The sequence below is a fragment of the Pseudomonas sp. G34 genome (assembly GCF_031119625.1).
Classification (GTDB): domain Bacteria; phylum Pseudomonadota; class Gammaproteobacteria; order Pseudomonadales; family Pseudomonadaceae; genus Aquipseudomonas.
The window spans coordinates 105,800-127,986 of record NZ_JAVHZV010000009.1 but is presented as its reverse complement, the minus strand read 5'-3'; the positions used below and the strand labels follow the sequence as shown (position 1 = coordinate 127,986).

21 protein-coding genes and 1 tRNA gene are annotated in these 22,187 nt (G+C 64.4%); 14 read left to right on the top strand and 8 right to left on the bottom strand.

Annotation, left to right across the window (positions count from 1 at the left end; translation table 11 throughout):
* Positions 1-22: 22 nt before the first annotated feature.
* The 4 genes from QYS36_RS06025 (at position 23) to QYS36_RS06010 (ending at position 4,053) form a co-directional block, all read left to right on the top strand.
* Positions 23-1,723 (top strand): amidase, encoded by a 1,701-nt coding sequence (locus QYS36_RS06025; protein ID WP_308838622.1) that lies wholly within the window; start codon positions 23-25, stop codon positions 1,721-1,723.
* Between the two features lie 137 nt (positions 1,724-1,860).
* The gene (locus tag QYS36_RS06020) at positions 1,861-2,574 is read left to right on the top strand and encodes an AzlC family ABC transporter permease (RefSeq protein ID WP_308838621.1); all 714 of its coding nucleotides are present in this window, start codon (positions 1,861-1,863) and stop codon (positions 2,572-2,574) included.
* Positions 2,571-2,885 (top strand): AzlD domain-containing protein, encoded by a 315-nt coding sequence (locus QYS36_RS06015; RefSeq protein ID WP_308838620.1) that lies wholly within the window; start codon positions 2,571-2,573, stop codon positions 2,883-2,885. The genes QYS36_RS06020 and QYS36_RS06015 overlap by 4 nt, the downstream gene beginning before the upstream one ends.
* Positions 2,886-3,126: 241 nt before the next feature.
* Positions 3,127-4,053, top strand: coding sequence for a cation transporter (locus tag QYS36_RS06010; RefSeq protein ID WP_308838619.1), 927 nt, complete (start codon positions 3,127-3,129; stop codon positions 4,051-4,053).
* A gap of 108 nt (positions 4,054-4,161) precedes the next feature.
* Here the strand turns inward: QYS36_RS06010 and QYS36_RS06005 are convergent.
* Together QYS36_RS06005 and QYS36_RS06000 are read right to left on the bottom strand one after the other, a co-directional pair.
* A tRNA-Thr gene (locus QYS36_RS06005) sits at positions 4,162-4,237 on the bottom strand.
* Between the two features lie 70 nt (positions 4,238-4,307).
* Positions 4,308-5,147, bottom strand: a complete 840-nt coding sequence (locus QYS36_RS06000) for a S1-like domain-containing RNA-binding protein (RefSeq protein ID WP_308838618.1) — start codon at positions 5,145-5,147, stop codon at positions 4,308-4,310.
* A 156-nt stretch (positions 5,148-5,303) separates the two neighbouring features.
* Between QYS36_RS06000 and QYS36_RS05995 the strand changes: the two genes are divergently transcribed.
* On the top strand, positions 5,304-5,495 hold the full coding sequence (locus QYS36_RS05995) for a hypothetical protein (protein ID WP_170833962.1): 192 nt from the start codon (positions 5,304-5,306) through the stop codon (positions 5,493-5,495).
* A 231-nt stretch (positions 5,496-5,726) separates the two neighbouring features.
* On the top strand, positions 5,727-7,937 hold the full coding sequence (locus tag QYS36_RS05990; RefSeq protein ID WP_308838617.1) for an LTA synthase family protein: 2,211 nt from the start codon (positions 5,727-5,729) through the stop codon (positions 7,935-7,937).
* A 9-nt stretch (positions 7,938-7,946) separates the two neighbouring features.
* Here QYS36_RS05990 and QYS36_RS05985 read toward each other — a convergent pair whose 3' ends face one another.
* Positions 7,947-8,669: a transporter substrate-binding domain-containing protein gene (locus QYS36_RS05985; protein ID WP_308838616.1), complete on the bottom strand. Its 723-nt coding sequence runs from the start codon at positions 8,667-8,669 to the stop codon at positions 7,947-7,949.
* A 91-nt stretch (positions 8,670-8,760) separates the two neighbouring features.
* Complete coding sequence (locus tag QYS36_RS05980; protein WP_308838615.1) at positions 8,761-9,168, bottom strand: transcriptional regulator; 408 nt, start codon at positions 9,166-9,168, stop codon at positions 8,761-8,763.
* 154 nt (positions 9,169-9,322) lie between these two features.
* On the opposite strand from QYS36_RS05980, the gene QYS36_RS05975 reads away from it, so the two are divergent.
* On the top strand, positions 9,323-11,098 hold the full coding sequence (locus QYS36_RS05975; RefSeq protein ID WP_308838614.1) for a S8/S53 family peptidase: 1,776 nt from the start codon (positions 9,323-9,325) through the stop codon (positions 11,096-11,098).
* Between the two features lie 74 nt (positions 11,099-11,172).
* Entirely contained in the window at positions 11,173-11,460 is a 288-nt protein-coding gene (locus QYS36_RS05970) for a hypothetical protein (protein ID WP_308838613.1), read from the top strand.
* A gap of 42 nt (positions 11,461-11,502) precedes the next feature.
* Here QYS36_RS05970 and QYS36_RS05965 read toward each other — a convergent pair whose 3' ends face one another.
* The 3 genes from QYS36_RS05965 to QYS36_RS05955 all read right to left on the bottom strand — a co-directional run bounded on the left by QYS36_RS05965 (position 11,503) and on the right by QYS36_RS05955 (position 14,440).
* Positions 11,503-12,855 (bottom strand): DEAD/DEAH box helicase, encoded by a 1,353-nt coding sequence (locus tag QYS36_RS05965; protein WP_308838612.1) that lies wholly within the window; start codon positions 12,853-12,855, stop codon positions 11,503-11,505.
* Positions 12,856-12,950: 95 nt separating this feature from the next.
* Complete coding sequence (gene rarD / locus QYS36_RS05960) at positions 12,951-13,853, bottom strand: EamA family transporter RarD (protein WP_308838611.1); 903 nt, start codon at positions 13,851-13,853, stop codon at positions 12,951-12,953.
* A gap of 272 nt (positions 13,854-14,125) precedes the next feature.
* Positions 14,126-14,440 (bottom strand): 3-phosphoglycerate kinase, encoded by a 315-nt coding sequence (locus QYS36_RS05955; protein WP_308838610.1) that lies wholly within the window; start codon positions 14,438-14,440, stop codon positions 14,126-14,128.
* Between the two features lie 74 nt (positions 14,441-14,514).
* Between QYS36_RS05955 and QYS36_RS05950 the strand changes: the two genes are divergently transcribed.
* The 4 genes from QYS36_RS05950 (at position 14,515) to QYS36_RS05935 (ending at position 18,677) form a co-directional block, all read left to right on the top strand.
* Positions 14,515-15,432, top strand: coding sequence for a LysR family transcriptional regulator (locus tag QYS36_RS05950; RefSeq protein WP_308838609.1), 918 nt, complete (start codon positions 14,515-14,517; stop codon positions 15,430-15,432).
* Positions 15,433-15,698: 266 nt separating this feature from the next.
* Positions 15,699-16,253 (top strand): peptidylprolyl isomerase, encoded by a 555-nt coding sequence (locus QYS36_RS05945; protein WP_308838608.1) that lies wholly within the window; start codon positions 15,699-15,701, stop codon positions 16,251-16,253.
* A 128-nt stretch (positions 16,254-16,381) separates the two neighbouring features.
* Entirely contained in the window at positions 16,382-18,217 is a 1,836-nt protein-coding gene (locus QYS36_RS05940) for an ABC transporter ATP-binding protein (protein WP_308838607.1), read from the top strand.
* Between the two features lie 196 nt (positions 18,218-18,413).
* On the top strand, positions 18,414-18,677 hold the full coding sequence (locus QYS36_RS05935) for a DUF2790 domain-containing protein (protein ID WP_230123876.1): 264 nt from the start codon (positions 18,414-18,416) through the stop codon (positions 18,675-18,677).
* A 48-nt stretch (positions 18,678-18,725) separates the two neighbouring features.
* Here QYS36_RS05935 and QYS36_RS05930 read toward each other — a convergent pair whose 3' ends face one another.
* Positions 18,726-19,850 (bottom strand): GNAT family N-acetyltransferase, encoded by a 1,125-nt coding sequence (locus tag QYS36_RS05930; RefSeq protein WP_308838606.1) that lies wholly within the window; start codon positions 19,848-19,850, stop codon positions 18,726-18,728.
* Between the two features lie 374 nt (positions 19,851-20,224).
* Here QYS36_RS05930 and QYS36_RS05925 point away from each other — a divergent pair, with 374 nt between their 5' ends.
* On the top strand, positions 20,225-21,331 hold the full coding sequence (locus QYS36_RS05925; protein WP_230123874.1) for a porin: 1,107 nt from the start codon (positions 20,225-20,227) through the stop codon (positions 21,329-21,331).
* Between the two features lie 157 nt (positions 21,332-21,488).
* Complete coding sequence (locus tag QYS36_RS05920; protein WP_230123873.1) at positions 21,489-22,184, top strand: DUF2057 family protein; 696 nt, start codon at positions 21,489-21,491, stop codon at positions 22,182-22,184.
* The last annotated feature ends 3 nt before the right edge of the window (positions 22,185-22,187 follow it).

The window sequence follows — 22,187 nt, the reverse complement described above, 5'->3', positions numbered from 1 at the left end:
GCGAGCCATCAGGGGTGACAGCATGTTCGAGGTAACCGAAGTCTCCATCGCCGAGCTGCGCGCTGCGCTCGAGGGCGGCCGCACCACGGCGGTCGAACTGGTCAAGGCCTACCTGGCGCGGGTCGACGCCTATGATGGCGCCGATACGCACACCAGGCTCAACGCCGTGGTGGTGCGCAACCCGGATGCACTGCAGGAGGCCGAAGCCTCCGATGCCCGTCGCGCTCGCGGCGAAACCCTGAGCCCGCTGGACGGCATTCCCTATACCGCCAAGGACAGCTACCTGGTCAAGGGCCTGACCGCCGCCTCCGGCAGCCCGGCATTCAAGGACCTGGTCGCCCAGCGTGACGCCTTCACCATCGAGCGCCTGCGCGCCGCCGGTGCCATCTGCCTGGGCAAGACCAATATGCCGCCGATGGCCAATGGCGGCATGCAGCGCGGCGTGTATGGCCGCGCCGAAAGCCCCTACAACGCCAATTACCTCACCGCACCGTTCGCCTCGGGCTCCTCCAACGGGGCTGGCACCGCCACCGCGGCGAGCTTTGCTGCCTTTGGTCTGGCCGAGGAAACCTGGTCGAGCGGTCGTGGCCCGGCTTCCAACAACGGCCTGTGCGCCTACACGCCCTCGCGTGGGGTGATCTCGGTGCGCGGCAACTGGCCGCTGACCCCGACCATGGACGTGGTCGTGCCCTTCGCCCGCACCATGGCGGACCTGCTGGAGATCCTCGACGTTGTCGTGGCCGACGATCCGGACACCCGTGGCGATCTGTGGCGCCTGCAGCCCTGGGTGCCGATCCCGAAAGCGTCCGACGTGCGGCCCGCCTCCTACCTCGAACTGGCCGCAGGGGCTGATGCGCTCAAGGGCAAGCGCTTTGGCGTGCCACGCATGTACATCAACAAGGATGAACTGGCCGGCAGCAGCGAAAAGCCTGGCATCGGCGGCCCGACCGGGCAACGCATCCACACCCGCGCCTCGGTGATCGCGCTGTGGGAACAGGCCCGCGCCGCGCTGGAACAGGCTGGCGCCACGGTGGTCGAGGTGGATTTCCCGCTGGTCTCCAACTGCGAGGGCGACCGCCCCGGTGCGCCGACGGTGTACAACCGCGGCCTGGTCTCCCGCCAATTCCTGCATGACGAGCTGTGGGAGCTGTCGGGCTGGGCCTTCGATGACTTCCTGCGCGCCAATAACGACCCGCAACTCAATCGCCTGGCCGACGTCGACGGCCCGCAGATCTTCCCTCACGACCCCGGCACCCTGCCCAACCGTGAAGACGACCTGGCCGCTGGCATGGACGAGTACGTACGCATGGCCCAACGCGGCATCACCCCGTGGAACGAGATCGCCAGCGTACCGGACGGCCTGCGCGGCCTGGAAAAGACCCGCCAGCTCGACCTCGAACAATGGATGGATGAGCTCAAGCTCGACGCGGTGCTGTTCCCCACCGTTGCCGACGTGGGCCCGGCCGATGCGGATGTGAATCCGCAGTCCGCAGATATCGCCTGGAGCAACGGCATCTGGGTCGCCAACGGCAACCTCGCCATTCGCCACCTGGGCGTGCCGACGGTCACCGTACCGATGGGCGTGATGGCCGATATCGGCATGCCGGTCGGGCTGACCTTCGCCGGCCGCGCCTACGCCGACAACGCCCTGCTGCAACTGGGCGCGGCCTTCGAAGCAACCGGCAACAAGCGGCAGATTCCGCCGCGCACCCCGCCACTGTAAGCGCGCGAGCGCACACGGGATTGGTAGACTATGCCAATCCCGGTGCCTTCCAGCAGGCGATCAACAGCTGTCGAAACCTGCACCATGGATAGGGAAAGCCGTCGACCGGCGGTGTTAATGCAACAATCAGGATCGTTATGCCCGTTCACGATGAAAAGCAGCTGCAAGCACTCACTGCCGCACTTACCTGGGACGGCTTTCGCCAGTTCCTGCCGATCTCGGCGTTCGTTGTGCTGTTCGGCTTGGCGTTCGGCCTGGCCGCCACGCAAACCGGGCTCAGCAGCGAAACCAGCCTGGTGATGAGCGCGCTGGTATTTGCCGGCGCCTCGCAGTTCGCCGCGCTGGATATGTGGGGCACGCACATACCGCTGGTGCCCCTGGCGCTGACGGTTTTCGCCATCAACGCCCGCCACCTGCTGATGGGCGCCACCCTTTATCCCTGGCTGAGCAGCCTGCCGCCGGCCAAGCGCTACGGCGTCATGCTGGTGGCGTCCGATGCCAACTGGGCAATGTCGATGCAGGCCTTTGGCGCGGGCAAACCCGGGCTCGGCCTGCTGCTTGGCGGCGGCCTGGCGCTTTGGCTGGCCTGGTTGCTGGGTACCTGGCTGGGCATCTATTTCGGTAGCGCCATCGACGACCCGGTGGGCTTCGGCCTCGACATGGTCATGGGCTGCTTCCTGCTGGCCATGGTGGTCGGCGGCCAGAAGAACCTGCGCATCCTGATCATCTGGGCAGTCGCCGCCAGCGCGTCGCTGCTGGCCTACTGGTACCTGCCCAGCAACAGCCATGTGGTGGTCGGCGCCCTGGTCGGTGGTGCGCTCGGCGCACTGTGGATGGAGAAAAAAGCATGATGCTCGAGACCGCTGGTTCCGGCGCCCTGATCGTCGTGCTCGTCATGGCCGTGGTCACGCTGGCCACCCGTTGGGGCGGCGTGTTCGTCATGTCCTTCGTGCCGATCAACCTGAGAACCCAGAACTTCATCAGCGCCATGTCCGGCTCGGTGCTGGTGGCCCTGCTCGCACCGCTGGCCCTGGAGGGCGACAACGGCGCCAGGCTGGCGTTGCTGAGCACCGCCATCGTCATGCTGCTGGTCAAGAAGCCGCTTGCCGCGATTGCGGCCGGGATCCTGGTGGCAGCGCTGGTGCGGCAAACCGGATTCTAGTAACGGCATTCTGGCCCCGCGCAGGATCGCCCGAGCAAGGTCATACATTGCGCAAACGCAATGAAGGCTTGCTATTTCGCCGATTTTTCATGCACGAACACTAACCTATACTGGCCGTCAGCTATCAACCAGCCGATGCCCGGGCGCCTGCGCACCTGGCCGAGCAGCCGGGCGCTACCCTTGCGAAACGCCAGCGGCGGCGCGGCTGCGGGCATCGAGCTCCTGTACCTGGTGAGTGATCATGGCAACCGAACAAGGCATTCTGCGCCTATCAATCGCCGTCACCCTGCTGCTGGCGGGGGGCGGTATCCTCTTTGGCCTGTTGTCGGGGTCGTTTTCGATCGTCTTCGATGGGGTCTATTCGCTCGCCGATGCCAGCATGAGCGGCCTGGCGCTGATCGTCGCCACGCTGATCAGCAAGCACACCGCTGCGGGCGAAAGCAGCCGCCGCCTTGCCGAACGTTTCAACATGGGCTTCTGGCACCTGGAACCCATGGTTCTCGCGCTCAACGGCACGCTGCTCTGCGGGGTCACCCTGTATGCCCTGATCAATGCGCTCGGCAGTCTGCTGGCCGGCGGCAAATCCCTGGATTTCGGCTTTGCGATCATCTACGCGCTGGTGGCGACCATCGCCTGCTTCAGCCTGGCGGCTCTGGAGTTCCGGGCCAACCGGGCGATCCGTTCCGACTTCGTGGCCCTGGATGCCAAAGCCTGGGTGATGTCCGGCAGTATCTCCCTGGCGCTGTTGATCGCCTTCTTGCTCGGGGAGCTGAGTGCCAGTACCGAGTACGCCTGGCTGGCCCCCTACGTCGACCCGGCGGTGCTGGCGATCATCTGCCTGGTGATCCTGCCCTTGCCGCTGCTGACCATCCGCCAGGCGCTGGCCGATATTCTGCTCGCCACGCCGCCGGCGTTGAAGCTGCACGTCGATGAGGTGGCTGAGGCCGTGGTGGCACAGGAGGGGTTCATCGGCTACGAAGCCTATGTGGCCAAGGTGGGGCGCGCGCTGCAGGTCGAGCTGTACTTCATCGTGCCCGCCGACTGGCCGGCACGCACCCTGGACGACTGGGACCGGCTACGCGACGCCATTGGCGAAGCGATTGGCGACGCCGGCCCCAACCGCTGGCTGACCATCGCCTTCACCACCGATCCGCAATGGGCTCGGTAACGACGCGCCTGCCCCTGCGTTCGCTGCCACAGGCGCCGCCTGCGGGGTTCAGAGACGTTCTCGCCGCGCAAAAAAAGCCCGCATCAATCGATGCGGGCTCTTCATTACTGGTGCCGGGGATAGGAATCGAACCTACGACCTTCGCGTTACGAGTGCGCTGCTCTACCGACTGAGCTACACCGGCGGGACGCCGCATTATTCAGCAGCCCAAGCGTGCCACTCAAGTGCTTTTTGGCCGCTCCAGCGCCGGCCGCTCACTTGATCAGTTCGATGCGTTCTTCATGGATGCTGATCAAACCCTGTTTGTACAGGCCGCCGATGGCTTTCTTGAAGTTGCCCTTGCTGACCCGGAACATGGCGCTGATGCGTTCCGGCGAACTCTTGTCGCTCAACTCCAGCACGCCGCCGCTGTCACGCAGGCGCTGCAGGATCTGCTCGCCGAGGCCGTCGGCAACCTGCTGACCGACCGGTTGCAGGCTGAGGCTGATCTTGCCGTCGCTGCGCATTTCCTTGATGAACCCCGGCTGGCGGATGCCGGGCCGCATGAAGCCGATCACTTCGTTCTTGTGGATCAGGCCCCAGTGCTTGCCGTTGATGATCGCCTTGAAACCCATGTCGGTGGGCTCGACCACCAGCAGGTCAACTTCTTCGCCTGCCGTGTAAGTGGCCGGCAGCTTGTCCAGGTAGCGATCCAGCCGTGCGGTGGCGGTGATGCGGCGGCTGCGCTTGTCGACGAACACGTGCACCACGCAGTAGTCGCCGATCTGCAGCGGGCGCTTTTCTTCCGAGTGCGGCAGCAGCAGGTCCTTGGGCAGGCCCCAGTCGAGAAACAGGCCGACACGGTTGATGTCGACGACCTTGAGGCTGGCGAACTCGCCGACCTGCACCTTGGGCTTGTCGGTGGTGGCGATCAGTTTGTCTTCACTGTCCAGGTAAATGAAGACGTTGAGCCAGTCTTCCACCTCACTCGGCGTGTCCTTGGGGATGTAACGCTTGGGCAATAGAATCTCGCCGTCCGCCCCGCCGTCCAGGTACAGACCGAAGTCGGTGTGCTTGACGACCTGCAAGGAATTCATACGTCCGATAACAGCCATGGTACCTACCCTCGTTTTCAGGCCGGCAGTGTACCCGACTCGCCGCCGCGAAACCCGACCGGCTACCAGCCGCTTCGCCCATTGGTCATCGAATGAACAGTAAAGCGCGCAGCGGTGATACAATGGGCGGCCATCTTGATGACTCGAGTAGGCAATATGACCGTCATGCGCGTCAAAGCATCCCACAGCAAAGCCAAACCTGCCCCCGCGGTGGAAACCAGTGAATCGATCGACGCTCAAGTAGCGGCGTTTCTCAAGTCTGGCGGCAAGATCCAAGAGATCGCCAAAGGCGTCAGCGGCCAGACCAATGGCCCCGCCAGCCGGCACATCACCATTTCCAAAAAGTAATTTTCTGTATCGACCTGCAGCGCCTGACCACGGGCGCCAGGTCGGCAGTCCCTCCCCTCGCCCGTCCGGGCAATGATTTGAATGACTTATTCGCCGTCTTCAGCGCTTGTTGCTGGCGATGAGCACACGCATGTTTCAAAATGATGTCAGTGATTTTTCAGCACCTGCGTCCTTCGTCGATGTGAAGGCCGGCTGAAAGCAATCGTCTCGATCATCGTTTAAGGAAGACACGTGCGTTCTCTCAGCCCCTGGCTGCAGCGGCCGACCAGCGTTCTGCTGGCACTGGTTGTGTTGTTCATTGCATTGCCACTGCTCGGTCGCTACTCGCTGGGCTGGTCCCACCCGTTCGGTTACCTCTCCGACCTGGCGATTGGCAGCCTGCTGCTCTGGCTGGCCCTGCGTTGCCGGCTGTTGCTGGGTATTCCGCTGGCGGTGGGCTGGGTGATGCTCAACCTCGGCACCGTCGAGCTGGTCAGCGCCGTGGGCCGCATGCCCGAGCCCGCCGACCTGCATTACCTGACCGACGCCCAGTTCCTCAGCCACTCGACCCAGGGCGGCGGCCTTACCCATCCCTGGCTGGCAGGCGCGTCGATCCTGGCGGTCCTGGCGTTCCTCCTGGTGCTCGGCGCTCGGCCGCCGGTGCGCAAACCCTCGTTGGCCTGGCTGCTGGCGCCCCTGGCGCTGCTCGCCACCCACGCCGTCTACCAGTACCGCAGCCCCAGCGAAGCGGACCAGTGGGTGCAGTTCAACCTGCCGCACAAATGGCTGGCCGAAGGGGTCAGCCTCGCCCAGCTGGGCGTCGAGGACTGGCTGAGCCGCGGCCAGCCCAACAGCCCACCGGATGTCAGCGGCCTGACCCGCCTGGATATGGACGGCACACCGCTGCTGGGCGAACCAGGCCGCGCGCGCAACGTGCTGATCATTACCCTGGAAGGCATTCCCGGCGCCTATATCGACGCCAGCCGCAAGGCTATCGGTAGCGGTTATCAGGCTGATCTCATGCCGCGCCTGAGCGCCTGGGCCGAGCGCGGCATGCTCACCAGCGATTACGTGCTGCACGCCCACCAGACCATTCGTGGCCTCTACGCGATGCTCTGTGGCGACTACGACAAGCTGGCCTCGGGAACGCCCAAGGGCCTTGAGCTGCTGGGCAATGCCGAACGCGCCGCCCAGTGCCTGCCGGCCCAGCTGCGCGACAACGGTTTCAGCACGCATTTTCTGCAGGGCGCCGGGCTGCGTTTCATGGCCAAGGATCAGATCATGCCGCGCATGGGTTTCGACAAGACCCTGGGCCGCGACTGGTTCCGCAACACGCCGTACCTCGACTTCGCCTGGGGCATGGACGACAGGTCGTACTTCGAAGGCGCACTGAGCTACGTCGATGGCCTGCGCAAGCAGAAGACCCCATGGATGCTGACCCTGCTGACCGTCGGCACGCACCAGCCCTATTCCGCACCAGCCGACTACCTGGAGCGCCATGGCAGTGCCAAGCAAGCCGCCATCGCCTACCTCGACGACGCCATCGGCGACTTCCTCGACGGCCTGCAACAGCGCGGCGTGCTCGACGACACCCTGGTGGTGGTGACCTCCGACGAATCCCACGGTATCGAGAACGTGCGCCTGGCGTCGGCCTGGGGTTTCAATCTCATGCTGGCGCCCGAGCAGGCCCAGTTGCCGTCGCTCAAGGGCGGCGTCTATGGGCATATCGACCTGACCGCCTCGATTCTCGACTACCTGGCCCTGCCGTTGCCGGCCGACATCGCCGGGCGCTCGATGCTGCGTGACTACGCCCATGGCCGCCAGATCATCTCCTACACCAATGGCCTGCTGCGCGAGCACGACGGCCAGGGCACGCTGACCGAGTGCAACTTCCAGCAGGTCTGCCGACGCTACGCCAGCCCGGGGTTTATCGCCGAGCACGCCGAGTACCTGGGCCGCGTCAGCGGCAAGCCGGCGCGCCAGGTGAGCCTGCGCGCCGAGCTGCTGGATCGCTCGCTGAGCGATGGCCAGGGCAACCAGGTGCTGCAGTTCGCCAGCAACGAGCGCATTCGCCTGCGCACCACGCCAGGCGATGACTGGGCCGACAACCTGATCGGCGCCCAGTACCTGGAATTGCCCAAGGGCACGCAAACCCGCGTGACCCTGAAGATCAATGCGCTGTCCATGAGTGAAGCCGGCGCCACGCTGCGCCTGAAGACCAAGGAATTCGACCGTGACGTGCTGATCAACGTCCCGGAGATACCGCGCTTGAAGAAAGGCCAGCCAGTGCAGCTGAGCTTCGCCTTCGACAACCTGGACACCCGCAAGGCGTTCTCCTTCCACCTGGTCGGCGAAGGCAAGGGCTCCATCGAAATTAGCGATTTCAGCGTCGAGACGCGCCCCATCGAGACCGAGATGCTGGCTGCCAAGGTCGAAGAAGAACCCGAAGAACTGACCCAGTGACGGGGCGGTTCAGTACATGGCGTAGCGGCGTTCGATTGCCTGGTACTCGCCGCTGGCGATGATGTCGGCAAGCCCCCGGTCGAAACGATCACGCATCGAGCGATCACGCAGCCCCAGCTGGTAAGGGGTTGGCGGGAACAGTGGGTACTCGGTGAGCGGCTGGCTGACATCCACCTGGCGATACACGTCCCGATTGAAGTAGCGAAGGATCCGCCGGTCGGCGACCACCACCTCTACCCGGCCGGCGTACAGGAGGCGGTTACGGGCGATCTGCTGGGCTTCTTCGTGATAGCGCGGGTTGGCCTCGGCCATGCGCTGGAATTCCTCGCCCAGCAGCACCCGCGCACGCTGGAAGGCACGCACCGAATAGCTGCCCAGATCGGCAATCCGCTCGATCCGGTAACCTCGGGATTTCAAGGCCACGGCCACGTTGTCGTAGCGGATATAGGGCTGGGAATAGAAGCTCGTCACCCCGCTCTGGCTGCGCGTGGTGGCAATGCCGTCGAGCTCGCCACGGCCCAGCGCCCGGTGCAGGCGCTCCATCGGCGCGTAGGACGGCACCACCCTGATGCCGGCCGCACGGGCAGCGGCCACCACGATGTCGTACTCGAGCCCCTTGCGCTCGCCCTCGAAGATATAGGGCGGCTTGTGCGTTCCGAAGCCGATCCGCAGCTCATCGGCGCTGGCATTGATCGCCACCACCAGCAACAGCCCGATTACCCAGCCTTTCATTGCAAACCTGCCCTCGCCGCGCTGACCCTACCCATAAGCCTGGCAGGTCAGCTCGTGCATGCACAGTTGGCAGCCAGGGCGCAGGAGGGTATCAGACCAGCGTCGCCCGTGGCGCCAGCCCGTCGAACACCTCGGGGGTCAACGCCGCCAGGCCATGGCGGTCGAGCACTTCACGGGGGTGTTCCTCGCCCGGGAAGGTACTGTCGATCATGCTCAGCAGCTGAGCCCCGCGCGGGGTGAGCACGAAGTTCTCGCCATTGCCGCCCTCGGCCTCGGGGCGTGGGGCGATGAACCCGCCGTCGAGCAGCGTGGCCTCGTAGTCATCGGCCTGGGCCTTGAGCGAATCGAGGTTGTCGATCGGCCTGCCGGCCTGCTGCAGCGCGTCTGCCAGTTCCTCGGCGCAGCGCCGTGGCATGAATGGCTGGCCGGCACCATTTTGCACCTCGTGGAGCATGCGCTCGACAAGATCCCAGTTGTGGGTTTGCTGGTGAGTCGTCATCGCCTCGTCTCCTTTTATCGTCGGCGCTCAGCGCGCCTGTCAAGCTGTGACGCCTGCGCCGTGAACAAGGTTCGGGCTATCTGCCGAATGCCGCCTGAACCAAGGCCTGCGCCGCCAGTCTGAGGCGCATCCCCCTGCACAAAGGATCTTCGCCATGCTTCGCCGGCCCCTGCTGCGCCCCGTCTTCAGCGCTCTGCTCGTGGCGAGCCTCGCACCATCGGCACTGGCGGCCGAGCCGCTGCGGCTCAAGCACCTGTATCGCTGCGAAGATGTGCTCGACACCCAGCGCCAGACCTTCTGCCTCTCGGCACGCGGCGTATCCGACGGCCAGCTGCAGGTACTGCTCGATGGCAAGGCGCTGCCCGCCAGCGCCGTGAAGCGTGGAGATGGGCTGCGCATCACCCTCGACAGCAAGCGCTACCAGAGCGGCCCGCTGTGGCTGCAACAGGGCGACGAGGTGAGCAACCCGGTATGGCTGTCGATGGCGGGCAGCCACGTAGTGGCCGCCAAGCCAGGCGAAGTGGCAGAGAACATGGACGGCCTCAACACCTATGTCGACCTGGTCAGTGTGGTCATCGAGGAAGATGCCCACGGCCTGGATACCGCCAAGGCGCTGGCCAGGAAGTATGGCGCCGAGGTGGTCGGCGCGATTGCGCCGCTCAATACCTATCAGCTACGGCTGCCGGCCAAGGATCTGATCCAGCGTGACGCCATGGTGCTGCGCCTGGGCAGCGAGCTGGGCGTCGATGCCGTGGTGATCGAGGAATCCTCCGCCGAGGAACAGGAAGCGCCAGCGGGCGCGACGGCAGACCAACAGCTGGGCGAAGAAGAATGGGCGGCCAACCGCTTCGTCGATGCGGTCAACTATTACCAGCGGCGCATTCCCTCCAAGCGCGCCCCTATCGACACCAAGCCGGTGCGTATCGGCCTGATCGAACGCAACGTCGACTTCGATGCCCCGGACTTCCGGGACTACCTCGGCGCCGCCGAGCGCCAGGGCCACACGCCACATACCCGCCTGTACAGCCGCGACGCCGACAAGCCGGATGGCCATGGCTCAACCGTGGCCGGCATCCTCGCCGCGCGCTGGAACGATGGCGGCAACACCGGCTTCCTGCGCGGCCTGGACGGCGCCGGCCCGGGCTTCGAGGTGATCGTCGACCGCAACTCCGATGCCGGCATCACCGCCAACATCGCCGCCTCGGTCAACCTGGTCGAGGACGGCGTGCGGGTGCTGAACTGGAGCTGGGGCATTCACCGCATCGGCGCGAAGAACATTCATGGCGACGAAATCGATTCGCTGGTGCGCTCCGGCGTGGCGATGAGCGGCTACGAAGAGCTGCTGGAGGAATTCTTCCTGTGGCTGCGCCGCGAGCACCCGGATGTGGTGGTGGTCAACTCCGCCGGCAATGGCGCCTCGTTCTCGGGTGCCGACGACTATCGCCTGCCCTCCTCGTTCGTCACCGAGCAGCTGTTCGTGGTCGGTGGCCACCAGCGCAGCGAGCGCAAGGACGTGGCCGTGGACGACCCGGCCTACGTCAAACGGCGCAGTTCCTCGAACGTCGACACCCGCGTGGACATCACCGCCGCCGCCTGCGTGCGTGCCTCCACCGCCGAGGAAAATCAGCAGGGCAGCGTGCATTGCGGCACCTCCTACGCCACCCCGCTGGTAGCCGGGGTGGTGGCCGCGTTGATGTCGATCAACCCGGACCTGCACCCCGATCAGCTGCGCATGCTGCTGCGCCGCAGCGCCATGACCATCGGTGAGGAGTTCGACTTCGAGCCCACTGACGCCGACGACCTGACCGCACCGATCCTGCCCTCGGAGCGCGGCTTCGACCTGAACGACAAGGACATCGGCCGCTCCGCCCGGCTGGACATGCAGAAGGCCCTGGATCTGACCGTCAGAAGCCTGGACAGCAAGCCGTAAGAAGCCCTGAACCTTCACCACCGGCAGGCACTCAACCGCCCACACCTGACCCTGCCAAACGTGAGGATTCGAGCATGAGCAGACACCTCGCAGCGCTTTGCGGCCTGGCTCTGGCCCTCTACGGGATGGGCCAGGCGCAAGCCTGCACGGCCGACGAGGCGACGGCCAAGGCCCAGGAACTGGCGGCCAAGATCGAGGAAATCACCCAGCGCGACCCGCAGCGGGCGGCGCTGCTGCGCCAGGAGCTCAAGCAGGCGCCGCCGCAAGGCGCCGGCGAGCACACCAGCGATTGCGACGCCTATGATCAGCGCCTGCTGGAACTGGAAGAGATTGGTGGCGAGGTGGAGGAACGGATGGATTGAGCGCTTGCCGACGGCCGTGGCCGTCGATAAGCGCTGCCGGGATCAGGCGTCGGTCGACGGCGCCTTGCGCTTGAGCGGCGCCAGCCCGTCCTGGCTGACCAGGGTCGGCGCATCGCTCTTCGGCTTGTTCACCGTGTTGCGCTTGGCCGGGGTTTTCGCTGCGGGCTTCTTGGCGATCTTCTTGCCGGTTTTCGGGTCGATCTTTTTCTTCTTGGCACCCACGGCCTTGCCCGAGGCCTTGAGGTTCTTCGGCCCCTGATAAATGCCCTTGTGTTCCTTGATGGTACGCTTCTCGAAACGCTGCTTGAGGTAGCGCTCGATACTCGACATCAGGTTCCAGTCGTTGTGGGTGATCAGCGAGATCGCCAGCCCCTCGTTACCGGCCCGGCCGGTACGCCCGGTGCGGTGCACGTAATCGTCGCCCGAGCGCGGCATATCGAAGTTGATCACCAGATCCAGACCGTCGACATCCAGGCCGCGTGCCGCGACGTCAGTGGCAACCAGCACTTTCACCGCGCCCTGGCGCAGGCGGTCGATGGCCAGCTTGCGGTCCTTCTGATCCTTCTCGCCGTGCAGCACGAAGGTCTTGAATTCCTTGGCCACCAGCTTGCCGTACAGGCGGTCGGCCTGGGCACGGGTGTTGGTGAAGATGATCGCCTTGTCGTAGGTCTCGTTGCTCAGCAACCACTCGACCAGCTGTTCCTTGTGGTAGTTGTGGTCGGCGGTGATGATCTGCTGGCGGGTGCCTTCGGCCAGCTCGCTGACCCGGTTGAGCTGCAGGTGCTCGGGGTCGCGCAATACCTTGGCGACCACTTCACGCAGGCCCGCGCCACCGCTGGTGGCGGAGAACAGCAGGGTCTGGTGTTCACGACCGCACATCTCGGCCAGGCGCTGCACGTCTTCGGCAAACCCCATGTCGAGCATGCGGTCGGCCTCATCGAGCACCAGCACCTCGACATCGTCGAACAACAGGTTGCCGGCATTGGCATGCTCGATCAGCCGGCCAGGGGTGCCGATGACGATATCGATCTTGCGCAGCATGGCAGCCTGCACCTTGAAGTCTTCGCCGCCGGTGATCAGCCCGCCCTTGAGAAAGGTGAACTGGGCGAAGCGCTCGACTTCCTTGAGGGTCTGCTGGGCCAGTTCGCGGGTCGGCAGCAGAATCAGCGCACGCACGCTGACCCGGGCGTTGGAGCTACCGTTACCGAGCAGGCGGTTGAGCATCGGCAGCACGAAGGCCGCGGTCTTGCCGCTCCCCGTCTGGGCGATCACCCGCAGGTCCTTGCCTTCCAGCGCCAGAGGAATCGCAGCGGCCTGTACGGGGGTGGGCTCGGTGAATTTGAGCTCGTCGACGGCTTTGAGCAGGCGTTCATGCAGGGCAAATTGGGCAAACACGGGGCAACCTCGATGCAAATGCTAAATCAGCCGCATAGGTTACCGCGTTCGCGCCTCGGGGCCGAATGCTTTCTCTGCATAAGCAGCGAAAGCCGTCAGGCCGCCCGTTGCATGCGCCGCTGTTTGATCAGCAGGCGAGCGCTGTCCCAGCCCACCAGCAGCACCGCCAACCAGATTGGCAGGTAGGTGAGGAACTGCTTGGAATCGAACTGCTCACCGAGAAATACCAGGCTGACCATAAACAGCAGCACCGGCTCCACATAGCTGAGAATGCCGAACAGGCCCAGCGGCAGCAGCCGCGACGAGACCATCATCACCGCCAGGGCGATGGTGCCCAGCAGCGCCATACCGGGCACCAGCCACCACAGGCGCGGGTACTCGGCGAACATGCCGGCCGGCGCCCAGTAGACGATCAGCCAGATCGCCAGGGGCGCCATCACCAGCATCTCCAGAATCAGCCCCGGCAGTGCGTCCAGGCGCATCCAGCGGCGCAGCATGAAATACGGCGGGTAGCCCAGCGCGGTGACCAGGGTGACCCAGGAAAATGCCTGGGACTGCCACAACTCATGCAGCACCCCGGCCAAGGCGCAGGCCACGGCGAGCCTCTGCAGCGGGCGCAGGCGTTCGCCGTAGAACACCCGGCCAGCCAGCACCATGGCCAGCGGCAGCAGGAAGTAACCCAGGGACACGTCGAGCATATGCCCGGTCAGCGGCGCCCAAACGAACAGGAACCACTGCACGCCGAGCAGCGCCGCCGTCACTGGCAAGGCGGCCAGCAGCAGCGGCTCACGGCGCAGGCGCTGCAGGGCACTGAGCAACAATGGCCATTGGCGCAGCAGGGTGAGCAACAGCAGCACGGCCGGAATCGACCACAGCACGCGCTGGGCGAACACCTGAAAGCCGTCCAGCGGCGTGAGCATCTGTACGTAGCCGGGAATCAGGGCAAAAAGGATCGAGGCGCTGACAGAGAACAGCACGCCGGGTCCGGAAAGCGTCATCGCGCACCTCGAAACTAGGAAAGTCGCCCTGTGCCGTTCAGCCGCCAAGGCGTTCGGGCTGCGGCGACGGCGCGGGCCACGCGGCGCTGCACGGATGGGCGGCGCACCATAACGGTTCGCCGGCCGCTAGACAATCCACCCGGCACGCCGCCGCCGTGACGGCTGGCCGGCTCATGAGCCGGCGGGATGCATCTTGATAAAAAGCGATGATTATCAGCGCTTATCTATCGATTAAGTTGATTTGTCCGGCGGCTGACCCTAGTCTGATCAGCCTATTGGGGCTGGCAATCAAGCTGCACGCGCAGGCGGATGATGCTGCGCGCGAACTTTACCGTGAGGTTGCCGCTTTGCCCGGCCGCCAGGTTGACGCTGCGGGTGCGCGGCGCCTCGGGGCCGTTGCGAAACACCGCCTTGCAGGAAGCAGCCCGCTGACCGTAGTTCTGCACCCGTACGGCAGCCATGTTGTGATCGATTTCCTGGGTGCTCGCCGATACTTCGGCGCCGTTGAACTGCTTTTCCAGTTCGATGGGATACGCCTGCGCAGCCAGGGGCAAGCAGGCAAGCAGTGCGCAACAGAATTTTTTCATGGCCAGCCTCCGAGGTGGGCCGTCAGTTTAGAGCCAGTGCCTGGCCGTGCACAGCCGCTGGTGAAGGAGAACAGATGAAGGCTCCACGCGTTACCCTCGATCAATGGCGCACCCTGCAGGCCGTGGTCGATCACGGCGGCTTCGCCCAGGCGGCCGAGGTGCTGCACCGCTCGCAATCGTCGGTGAGCTACACCGTGGCACGCATGCAGGAGCAACTGGGCGTGCCGCTGCTGCGCATCGACGGGCGCAAGGCGGTGCTCACCGAAGCCGGCGACGTGCTGCTGCGCCGTTCCCGGCAACTGGTCAAGCAGGCCAGCCAGCTCGAAGACCTGGCGCACCACATGGAACAAGGCTGGGAGGCCGAGGTGCGGCTGGTGGTCGACGCCGCCTACCCGAGCGCGCGCCTGGTGCGCGCCCTGACCGCCTTCATGCCGCAGAGCCGTGGCTGCCGCGTGCGCCTGCGCGAGGAAGTGCTGTCCGGCGTCGAGGAAGTGCTCAAGGAAGGCGTCGCCGACCTGGCGATCAGCGCCTACAGCATTCCCGGCTTTCTCGGTTCGGAAATGAGCCCGGTGGAATTTCTCGCCGTGGCCCATCCCGATCACCCGCTGCATCGCCTGCAGCGCGAGCTCAACTTCCAGGACCTGGAAACCCAGATGCAGGTGGTGATCCGCGACTCGGGGCGTCATCAGCCCCGCGATATGGGCTGGCTCGGCGCCGAGCAGCGCTGGACGGTGGGCAGCCTGGCCACCGCAGCCACCTTCGTCGGCAGCGGCCTGGGCTTCGCCTGGCTGCCGCGGCACATGATCGAGCGCGAACTCAAGGATGGCCTGCTCAAGCCACTGCCCCTGGACAAGGGCGGCAACCGCAAGCCGGTGTTCTTTCTCTACGCCAGCAAGGACAAGGCGCTGGGCCCGGCCACGCAGATCCTCACCGACCTGATCCAGCGTTTCGATGCGGCGCCGCTCGACGAAGCGCCCGACTCGCCGGCCTGAGCGCTGTAAATGGCCATATCGAGCAGCGCTGCACGGCCTGGCGCGTACCGGAACGCCTGCGCCCTATCACCTGTCCTACGCGGGTGCCCAGGCCGGTCGCACCTGCAGGTCCATAGCCAAGGCTTGCCTTGCACCCGCCTGCGGGTAATGAGCGGCTTTCCACGTGCCACGCCGCTCGACCTGCGCGAACGGTTCGAGCGCAGCCTGCTTGCCTTTCTGCTGGAAGTCGAAAACACTGCCGCCACCCCATCCAAGGACTAGACCCGATGCTGAAGAAACTCGCCCTAACCGCCTGCTCGCTGCTGTTCACCGCCCACCTGATGGCCGCGGAAAACCCCACCGTGCTGCTGACCACCAGCCTGGGTGAAATCGAAGTGCAGCTCGACGAGCAGAAAGCGCCGATCAGTACCCAGAACTTCCTCGCCTACGTGGACAGCGGCTTCTACAAGGGCACCGTGTTTCACCGCGTGATTCCGGGCTTCATGGTGCAGGGCGGCGGCTTCGACGAGAGCATGCGCCAGAAGCAGACCAAGGCACCGATCAAGAACGAGGCCGACAACGGCCTGCACAACGTGCGCGGCACCCTGGCCATGGCGCGTACCCAGGTACGTGACTCGGCCACCAGCCAGTTCTTCATCAACCACACTGACAACGCCTTCCTGGATAACGGCTCGCGCGACTTCGGTTACGCGGTATTCGGCAAGGTGACCCGTGGCATGGAAGTGGTCGACCGTATCGCCCAGGTGCGCACCGCCAACCGCGCCGGCCAGCAGAACGTGCCGGTCGACCCGGTGGTGATTCTCGACGCCAAACGCCTCTGACACTGCTACCCTCCCCCGGTAACCCACGCACCTGAGCGCATGGGTTACCTCAGTGCCCTGCGCTCCTGCCCCTCGGCAGCCGTCTCCATACGCCACTACCCATCATTCGCCAGAGCAGACTGCACCCCATGTTGTTTCGCCGTTTCGAAAGCCTCATCGACGTCTTCAAACCCAGCCCCGACGTGGCGCCGCCCAGCGGCATGCTGCGGTTCTACGCCCATTACCTGAAGCAGGTATGGCCGCTGATGGTGGTAGTGCTGATCGTCGGCTTCCTCGCGGCGGTGATCGAAGTGGCGCTGTTCAGCTTTCTCGGCCAGCTGATCGACATGGCCCAGGCTACCGCCGATGCCCGCACCTTCTTTGCCGAGCATCAGGGCGAGCTGCTGTGGATGGCCCTGGTGGCGCTGGTCATCCGCCCGCTGGTATTCGGCCTGCACAACCTGCTCACCCACCAGGCGATCAACCCGGGGCTGACCAACCTGATCCGCTGGCAGAACCATCGCTACGTGCTCAAGCAGAGCCTGACGTTCTTCCAGAACGATTTCGCCGGGCGTATCGCCCAGCGCGTCATGCAGACCGGGCCGTCGCTGCGCGACTCGGCCATGCAGGTGATCGATGCGCTGTGGCACGTGGTGGTCTACGCCGGCAGCGCGCTGTACCTGTTCGCCGCGGCCGACCTGCGGCTGATCGTGCCGCTGACGCTGTGGATCGTCGGCTACAGCGCGGCCCTCTGGTACTTCGTGCCACGCATCAAGGAGCGCTCGGCGGCTGCTTCGGCAGCACGTTCCAAGGTGATGGGCCGGGTGGTCGATGGCTACAGCAACGCCGCAACGCTGAAGCTGTTCGCCCATTCGCGCGAGGAAGAAAGCTACGCCCGCGAGGCCATGCAGGAGCTGCTCGACAAATTCCGTCTGCAGTCGCGCACCATCACCAGCCTGGACTTCCTGATCACCTGCATGAACGGCCTGCTGATCGTCGGCACCGGCGCCCTGGCCCTGTGGCTGTGGAGCGAATCGCTGATCAGCACCGGCGCCATCGCCCTGGCCCTGGGCCTGGTGATCCGCATCAACAACATGGCCGAGTGGATCATGTGGGTGGTCAACGGCATTTTCGAGAACGTCGGCACCGTGCAGGACGGCATGCAGAGCATCGTCCAGCCACGCCACGTGCTCGACCGTGAAGACGCCAAGCCGCTGCAGGTGCAGCAAGGCGGCGTGCGCTTCGACGACGTGCACTTTCACTACGGCAAGCAAGGCGGCGTGATCAGCGGCCTGAACATTGCGATCCGCCCTGGCGAGAAGATCGGCCTGGTCGGCCCATCCGGCGCCGGCAAGTCGACCCTGGTCAACCTGCTGCTGCGCCTCTACGACCTGGAGAGCGGGCGCATCCTCATCGACGGCCAGGACATCGCCACGGTGACCCAGGAAAGCCTGCGTGCCAATATCGGCGTGGTCACCCAGGACACCTCCCTGCTGCACCGCTCGATCCGCGACAACCTGCGCTACGGCCGGCCCGACGCCAGCGATGAAGAGCTGTGGACCGCCGCCCGCAAAGCCCGCGCCGATGGTTTCATCGCCACCCTCGACGACAGCCAGGGTGGCCTGGGCTTCGAGGCCCAGGTGGGCGAGCGCGGCGTCAAACTCTCCGGCGGCCAGCGCCAGCGCATCGCCATCGCCCGGGTACTGCTCAAGGACGCACCGATCCTGGTGCTCGACGAAGCCACTTCGGCGCTGGACTCGGAAGTCGAATCGGCGATCCAGGAGAGTCTCGACAGCCTCATGGACGGCAAGACGGTGATCGCCATCGCCCACCGCCTGTCGACCATCGCGCGCATGGATCGCCTGGTGGTGATCGACGGGGGCCAGGTGATCGAGACCGGCACCCACGCCGAGCTGATCGAGCGCGGCGGCCTCTACGCGCGCCTGTGGCAGCACCAGACCGGCGGTTTCGTCGGCGTCGACTGAGGCGAGTGCACCTCGGCTCGGCGGGGCCGGTCGGGGCAACTAGATAGCTAGCTAACAAATATCAATTTTCATGATACCCACTAATACGACCATCAATTTCCGCCGCTTCGGCTTTGCTGGTCATATGAGTCCACCAGGCAACGCAATCGAATAGGTCGATCCTGCTGCCGGTCATCGAACAATCGAGGACTCCATCATGAAAGTTGCAACCGCTGTCACCGCCCTGCTCTCCAGTCTCGCCCCCGCCGTATTCGCCGCCAACATCCAGCCCGAGCCGGGTGCCGGCCTGCCGACCGAGGATTACCACTACGGCATGAAGGTCGATGTACAGAAGGTGCTGTACCGCACCGACGTTTCCGACAAGCGAGGCGTAGTGCCGGTGATCATGGTGTTCACCGACAGCCAGGGTGAGACCCATAAGATGCGTTTTCTCGAGTGGGGCGGCCGCTACGATGGTTGATCGGTCGTGTGCTGCGCTGGCGCGCTGCGGGCAACCGCAGCGCACCGCTCACGCCTGCCGGTAAGGCAACATGTCCCGCGCCTGCTCGGCATAGGCCAGCACACCCAGCCGCTCCTCCTGCAGAAAACCCGCCACCGCATCACGCAACCCCTCGTGCACCAGGTAGTGCCAGGAGTGGGTGATGGTCGGCTCGAAGCCGCGAATCAACTTGTGCTCGCCCTGGGCACCCGCATCGAAGCGCTGCAGCCCCTGCGCGATCGCCTGCTCCATGCCCTGATAGAAGCAGGTTTCGAAGTGCAGCCGATCGAACTCGGCCAGGCACCCCCAATAACGCCCATACAGGCTGTCGCCCCCCTGCAGGCTGAAGGCCATGGCCACCGGCTGGGCACCGCGGCAGGCCAGCACCACGCGAATCGCCTCGGGCATGCGCTCGGCCAGCAGGCTGAAGAACTCCCGGGTCAGGTACGGCCGCTGGCCACGCACGTGGTAGGTATTGGCGTAACAGTGGTAGACGAAATCCCACTCTGCCTCGCTCAACTGGTGGCCCTCGCGCCAGTCGAACACGATGCCCTGCCCGGCCACCTGCTCGCGCTCCTTGCGCATCTGCTTGCGCTTGCGCGAACTCAAGGTGTCGAGAAAATCCTGAAAATCCCGGTAGCCGCGGTTGTGCCAGTGGAACTGGCAGCCCAGGCGTTGCAGCCAGCCATCACGGCCCTGCAGCAGCGCATCGCTATCGGCGTCGGTGAAGTTCACATGCAGGCTCGATAGCCCCTGTTCCTCCAGGGTCGCGGTCACCCCATCGAGCAGTTGCCCTGCCGCCTCGGGCGATCCCAGCAGGCGCTGGCCCGTCACCGGTGAAAATGGAATCGCGCCGAGCAGCTTCGGGTAATAGCCGATCCCGGCACGCCGGCAGGCATCGGCCCAGCCATGATCGAACACGTATTCACCCTGGGAGTGGTGCTTGACGTAAGCCGGCAGCGCGGCCAGGGGCTGCCCTTCTGCACCGAGTAACACCTGGTGCGCGGCCTGCCAGCCGCTACGCCCACCGACGCTGCCGCTGTCCTCGAGGCTGGTCAGAAAGGCATGGCGTAGAAACGGTTGGTCGCTGGACAACAGCGCATCCCAACTCGCAGGCGGCACGCCGTTCAAGGAATCGGCGAAAAGAACGATCATGGCAAGGCTCCAGCAGAAAATATCTTGGGGCCGGTGCGCTGCAGCAACGCGCCAGCGAGGGCAAGCCCTGGCAGTTGCCCAGCATGATGCCGTCGCCTACTGGCGACCACAACCGCCGTCATCCTCAAACTTTAATAATCGACCTATAAGGTTCGGCCGCGTAATTACGCCTCTTCGACAGCGCTGCCGGCGCCCGCCAAAAATGCCTTTCATATAACGCAACCGTTTGATTCTAAAAAAGTTCCACAGACTTGAAAATGTCACGCCACAGCAAGCCATCTGTCACATCCGATTTCCATAATCGCCTCCGTCCAAACCGACGATGTCATGCCACCGGCACTGACGGCGTTTCATAAACGAAGGAGCTTTTTTCAATGAAGATGAAGTTGATTGCGGTTGCTGTTGGTGCTGCACTGTCGGTACCTGCTGTGGCAATGGCAGACGTGAGCATCTACGGCCGTGCGCACGTATCGGTTGACTACCTCGATGACGGTGCCCGTTATTCCGAAACCAACCTGTCGAGCAACTCCTCGCGTCTGGGCTTCAAAGGCGACCATGAAATCAACCCGGATCTGAAAGCCTTCTTCCAGATCGAACAACAGATCAACTTCACCACCGGCTCCTCCAGCGGCGGCACCAGCTTCGCCACCCGTGACACCTTCGTAGGCCTGGGCGGCAACTTTGGCGCCATTCAGGTTGGCCGTTTCGACAGCCCGTTCAAGGTGGCCCGCGGCCCGTTCAACCTGTTCGGTGACCAGGTCGGCGACATGAACAACCTCGCTCGCGTCACCTCCGGCCGCCTCGACGAGCGTTACGACAACACCATCCAGTACACCACTCCGGATTTCTCTGGCTTCAACGTCAAAGTGGCTTACTCGATGTATCAGGGCCAATCGCTGAACATCACCGACACCGGCAACAACGAAGACAGCGACGCTTTCAGCACCTCGCTGAACTACATCGGCGGCCCGCTGGAAGCCTCCCTGGCCTACGAGAAGGTGGAAGAAGACACCCTGCGTGGCGAGGCCGACTCCATTCGCGCCGCTGTCGCCTACAAGATCGTCGACAACTTCAAGCTGGTCGGCTTCTACCAGACCACTGATTTCGAAGGCGTCAGCACCACCACCTCCGCTCAACGTGATCAGGGTACTTTCGACGTCTACGGTCTGGGTGGCGAATTCGCCGTTGCCAAGAACACTGCGCTGAAAGCCACCTGGATGACCCATAACAACGATGCCAAGGACCGTGATGCCACCATGTGGGTCGTGGGTGTCGAGCACAAGCTGGACAAGGCCGTACGCGTCTATGCCAACTACGCCGTGGTAGACAACGATGATCTGGTTGCCTACACCCCGTGGAGCCAGTCGCGTACCGCCAACCCTACCGGCCAGTCGATCGAGACGGTCAATGGTGTTGAGGTAAACCGCGCGCTGGGCGAGAAAGCCTCTGGCTTCACCGTAGGTCTGCGTTACGACTTCTGATCCCATTCGCGGATCGGAATGAAAACAAGCCGGGCTGTTCTCTGAGGACAGCCCGGCTTGTCATTTAACTGACACCTACCCGTCTTATTCTCGTTTTCGAAATGTAACCGTCCCCACACCGCCGGGCATCGGCGGGTCTTCGCCCCTAGGAGTTTTCATGCGCCGCTTGTTCATTATCGCCCTGGCCGGTCTGCTGGCCGCTTGCGCCCAGCAGCCCAAAGTTCAGCTGTATCCCGGTGCACCTCAGCCGCAGAGCGAAGTGCTGACTGTCGTGGTACCTGGCGAACTGGAAATCCGCAGCATCAACGGCCAGCCCTATACGGCGGCCAATGCTGCCTACAACCTGGATGACAAGCAGTTGCTGCTGCAGCCGGGTGCCTATCAGGTTCAAGCCTTCTACAAGTACGGTTTCGACGTTGCCGGTGGCATCAGCCATGAAATAGTGCGCGGCCGCACCGCCATCTTCGACATTGACGGCAAAGCGGGCGATGTCTGGCGCCTGGAGTTCGACCGCCCGGAGAACCTGGCCGAAGCCAAGAAGTTCGAAGATGAATTCAAGGCCTGGGCGGTGAACACTCGCACCGGTGAACGTGAACAGGCCCAACAGGGCAATCGCAACGTCTCGGCACTCGCAGCCCTGATGGGTACCAGCGAAATCGCCGCTCAGCCCACCACGGTCGCCCCGCTGGGCAGTGCTCCCGCACAAGCCGCACAGCCCGTGGCGCTGCATCCCGCGCCGGCCCAGGCTGCAGCCCTGCCGCACAACGACGCCACCCTGACCACCTTGCAGCAGATGTGGAATTTGCTGACGCCGGAAAGCCGCAGCGCCTTCCTGAAATGGGCCAAGCCGTAATTG

Bases quoted from the DNA above. Each gene is read 5' to 3' on its own strand.
- QYS36_RS06025 (WP_308838622.1), top strand. From the start codon at position 23: ATGTTCGAGGTAACCGAAGTCTCCATCGCCGAGCTGCGCGCTGCGCTC.
- QYS36_RS06020 (WP_308838621.1), top strand. From the start codon at position 1,861: ATGCCCGTTCACGATGAAAAGCAGCTGCAAGCACTCACTGCCGCACTT.
- QYS36_RS06015 (WP_308838620.1), top strand. From the start codon at position 2,571: ATGATGCTCGAGACCGCTGGTTCCGGCGCCCTGATCGTCGTGCTCGTC.
- QYS36_RS06010 (WP_308838619.1), top strand. From the start codon at position 3,127: ATGGCAACCGAACAAGGCATTCTGCGCCTATCAATCGCCGTCACCCTG.
- QYS36_RS06000 (WP_308838618.1), bottom strand. From the start codon at position 5,147: ATGGCTGTTATCGGACGTATGAATTCCTTGCAGGTCGTCAAGCACACC.
- QYS36_RS05995 (WP_170833962.1), top strand. From the start codon at position 5,304: ATGACCGTCATGCGCGTCAAAGCATCCCACAGCAAAGCCAAACCTGCC.
- QYS36_RS05985 (WP_308838616.1), bottom strand. From the start codon at position 8,669: ATGAAAGGCTGGGTAATCGGGCTGTTGCTGGTGGTGGCGATCAATGCC.
- QYS36_RS05980 (WP_308838615.1), bottom strand. From the start codon at position 9,168: ATGACGACTCACCAGCAAACCCACAACTGGGATCTTGTCGAGCGCATG.
- QYS36_RS05975 (WP_308838614.1), top strand. From the start codon at position 9,323: ATGCTTCGCCGGCCCCTGCTGCGCCCCGTCTTCAGCGCTCTGCTCGTG.
- QYS36_RS05970 (WP_308838613.1), top strand. From the start codon at position 11,173: ATGAGCAGACACCTCGCAGCGCTTTGCGGCCTGGCTCTGGCCCTCTAC.
- rarD (WP_308838611.1), bottom strand. From the start codon at position 13,853: ATGACGCTTTCCGGACCCGGCGTGCTGTTCTCTGTCAGCGCCTCGATC.
- QYS36_RS05955 (WP_308838610.1), bottom strand. From the start codon at position 14,440: ATGAAAAAATTCTGTTGCGCACTGCTTGCCTGCTTGCCCCTGGCTGCG.
- QYS36_RS05950 (WP_308838609.1), top strand. From the start codon at position 14,515: ATGAAGGCTCCACGCGTTACCCTCGATCAATGGCGCACCCTGCAGGCC.
- QYS36_RS05945 (WP_308838608.1), top strand. From the start codon at position 15,699: ATGCTGAAGAAACTCGCCCTAACCGCCTGCTCGCTGCTGTTCACCGCC.
- QYS36_RS05940 (WP_308838607.1), top strand. From the start codon at position 16,382: ATGTTGTTTCGCCGTTTCGAAAGCCTCATCGACGTCTTCAAACCCAGC.
- QYS36_RS05935 (WP_230123876.1), top strand. From the start codon at position 18,414: ATGAAAGTTGCAACCGCTGTCACCGCCCTGCTCTCCAGTCTCGCCCCC.
- QYS36_RS05930 (WP_308838606.1), bottom strand. From the start codon at position 19,850: ATGATCGTTCTTTTCGCCGATTCCTTGAACGGCGTGCCGCCTGCGAGT.
- QYS36_RS05925 (WP_230123874.1), top strand. From the start codon at position 20,225: ATGAAGATGAAGTTGATTGCGGTTGCTGTTGGTGCTGCACTGTCGGTA.
- QYS36_RS05920 (WP_230123873.1), top strand. From the start codon at position 21,489: ATGCGCCGCTTGTTCATTATCGCCCTGGCCGGTCTGCTGGCCGCTTGC.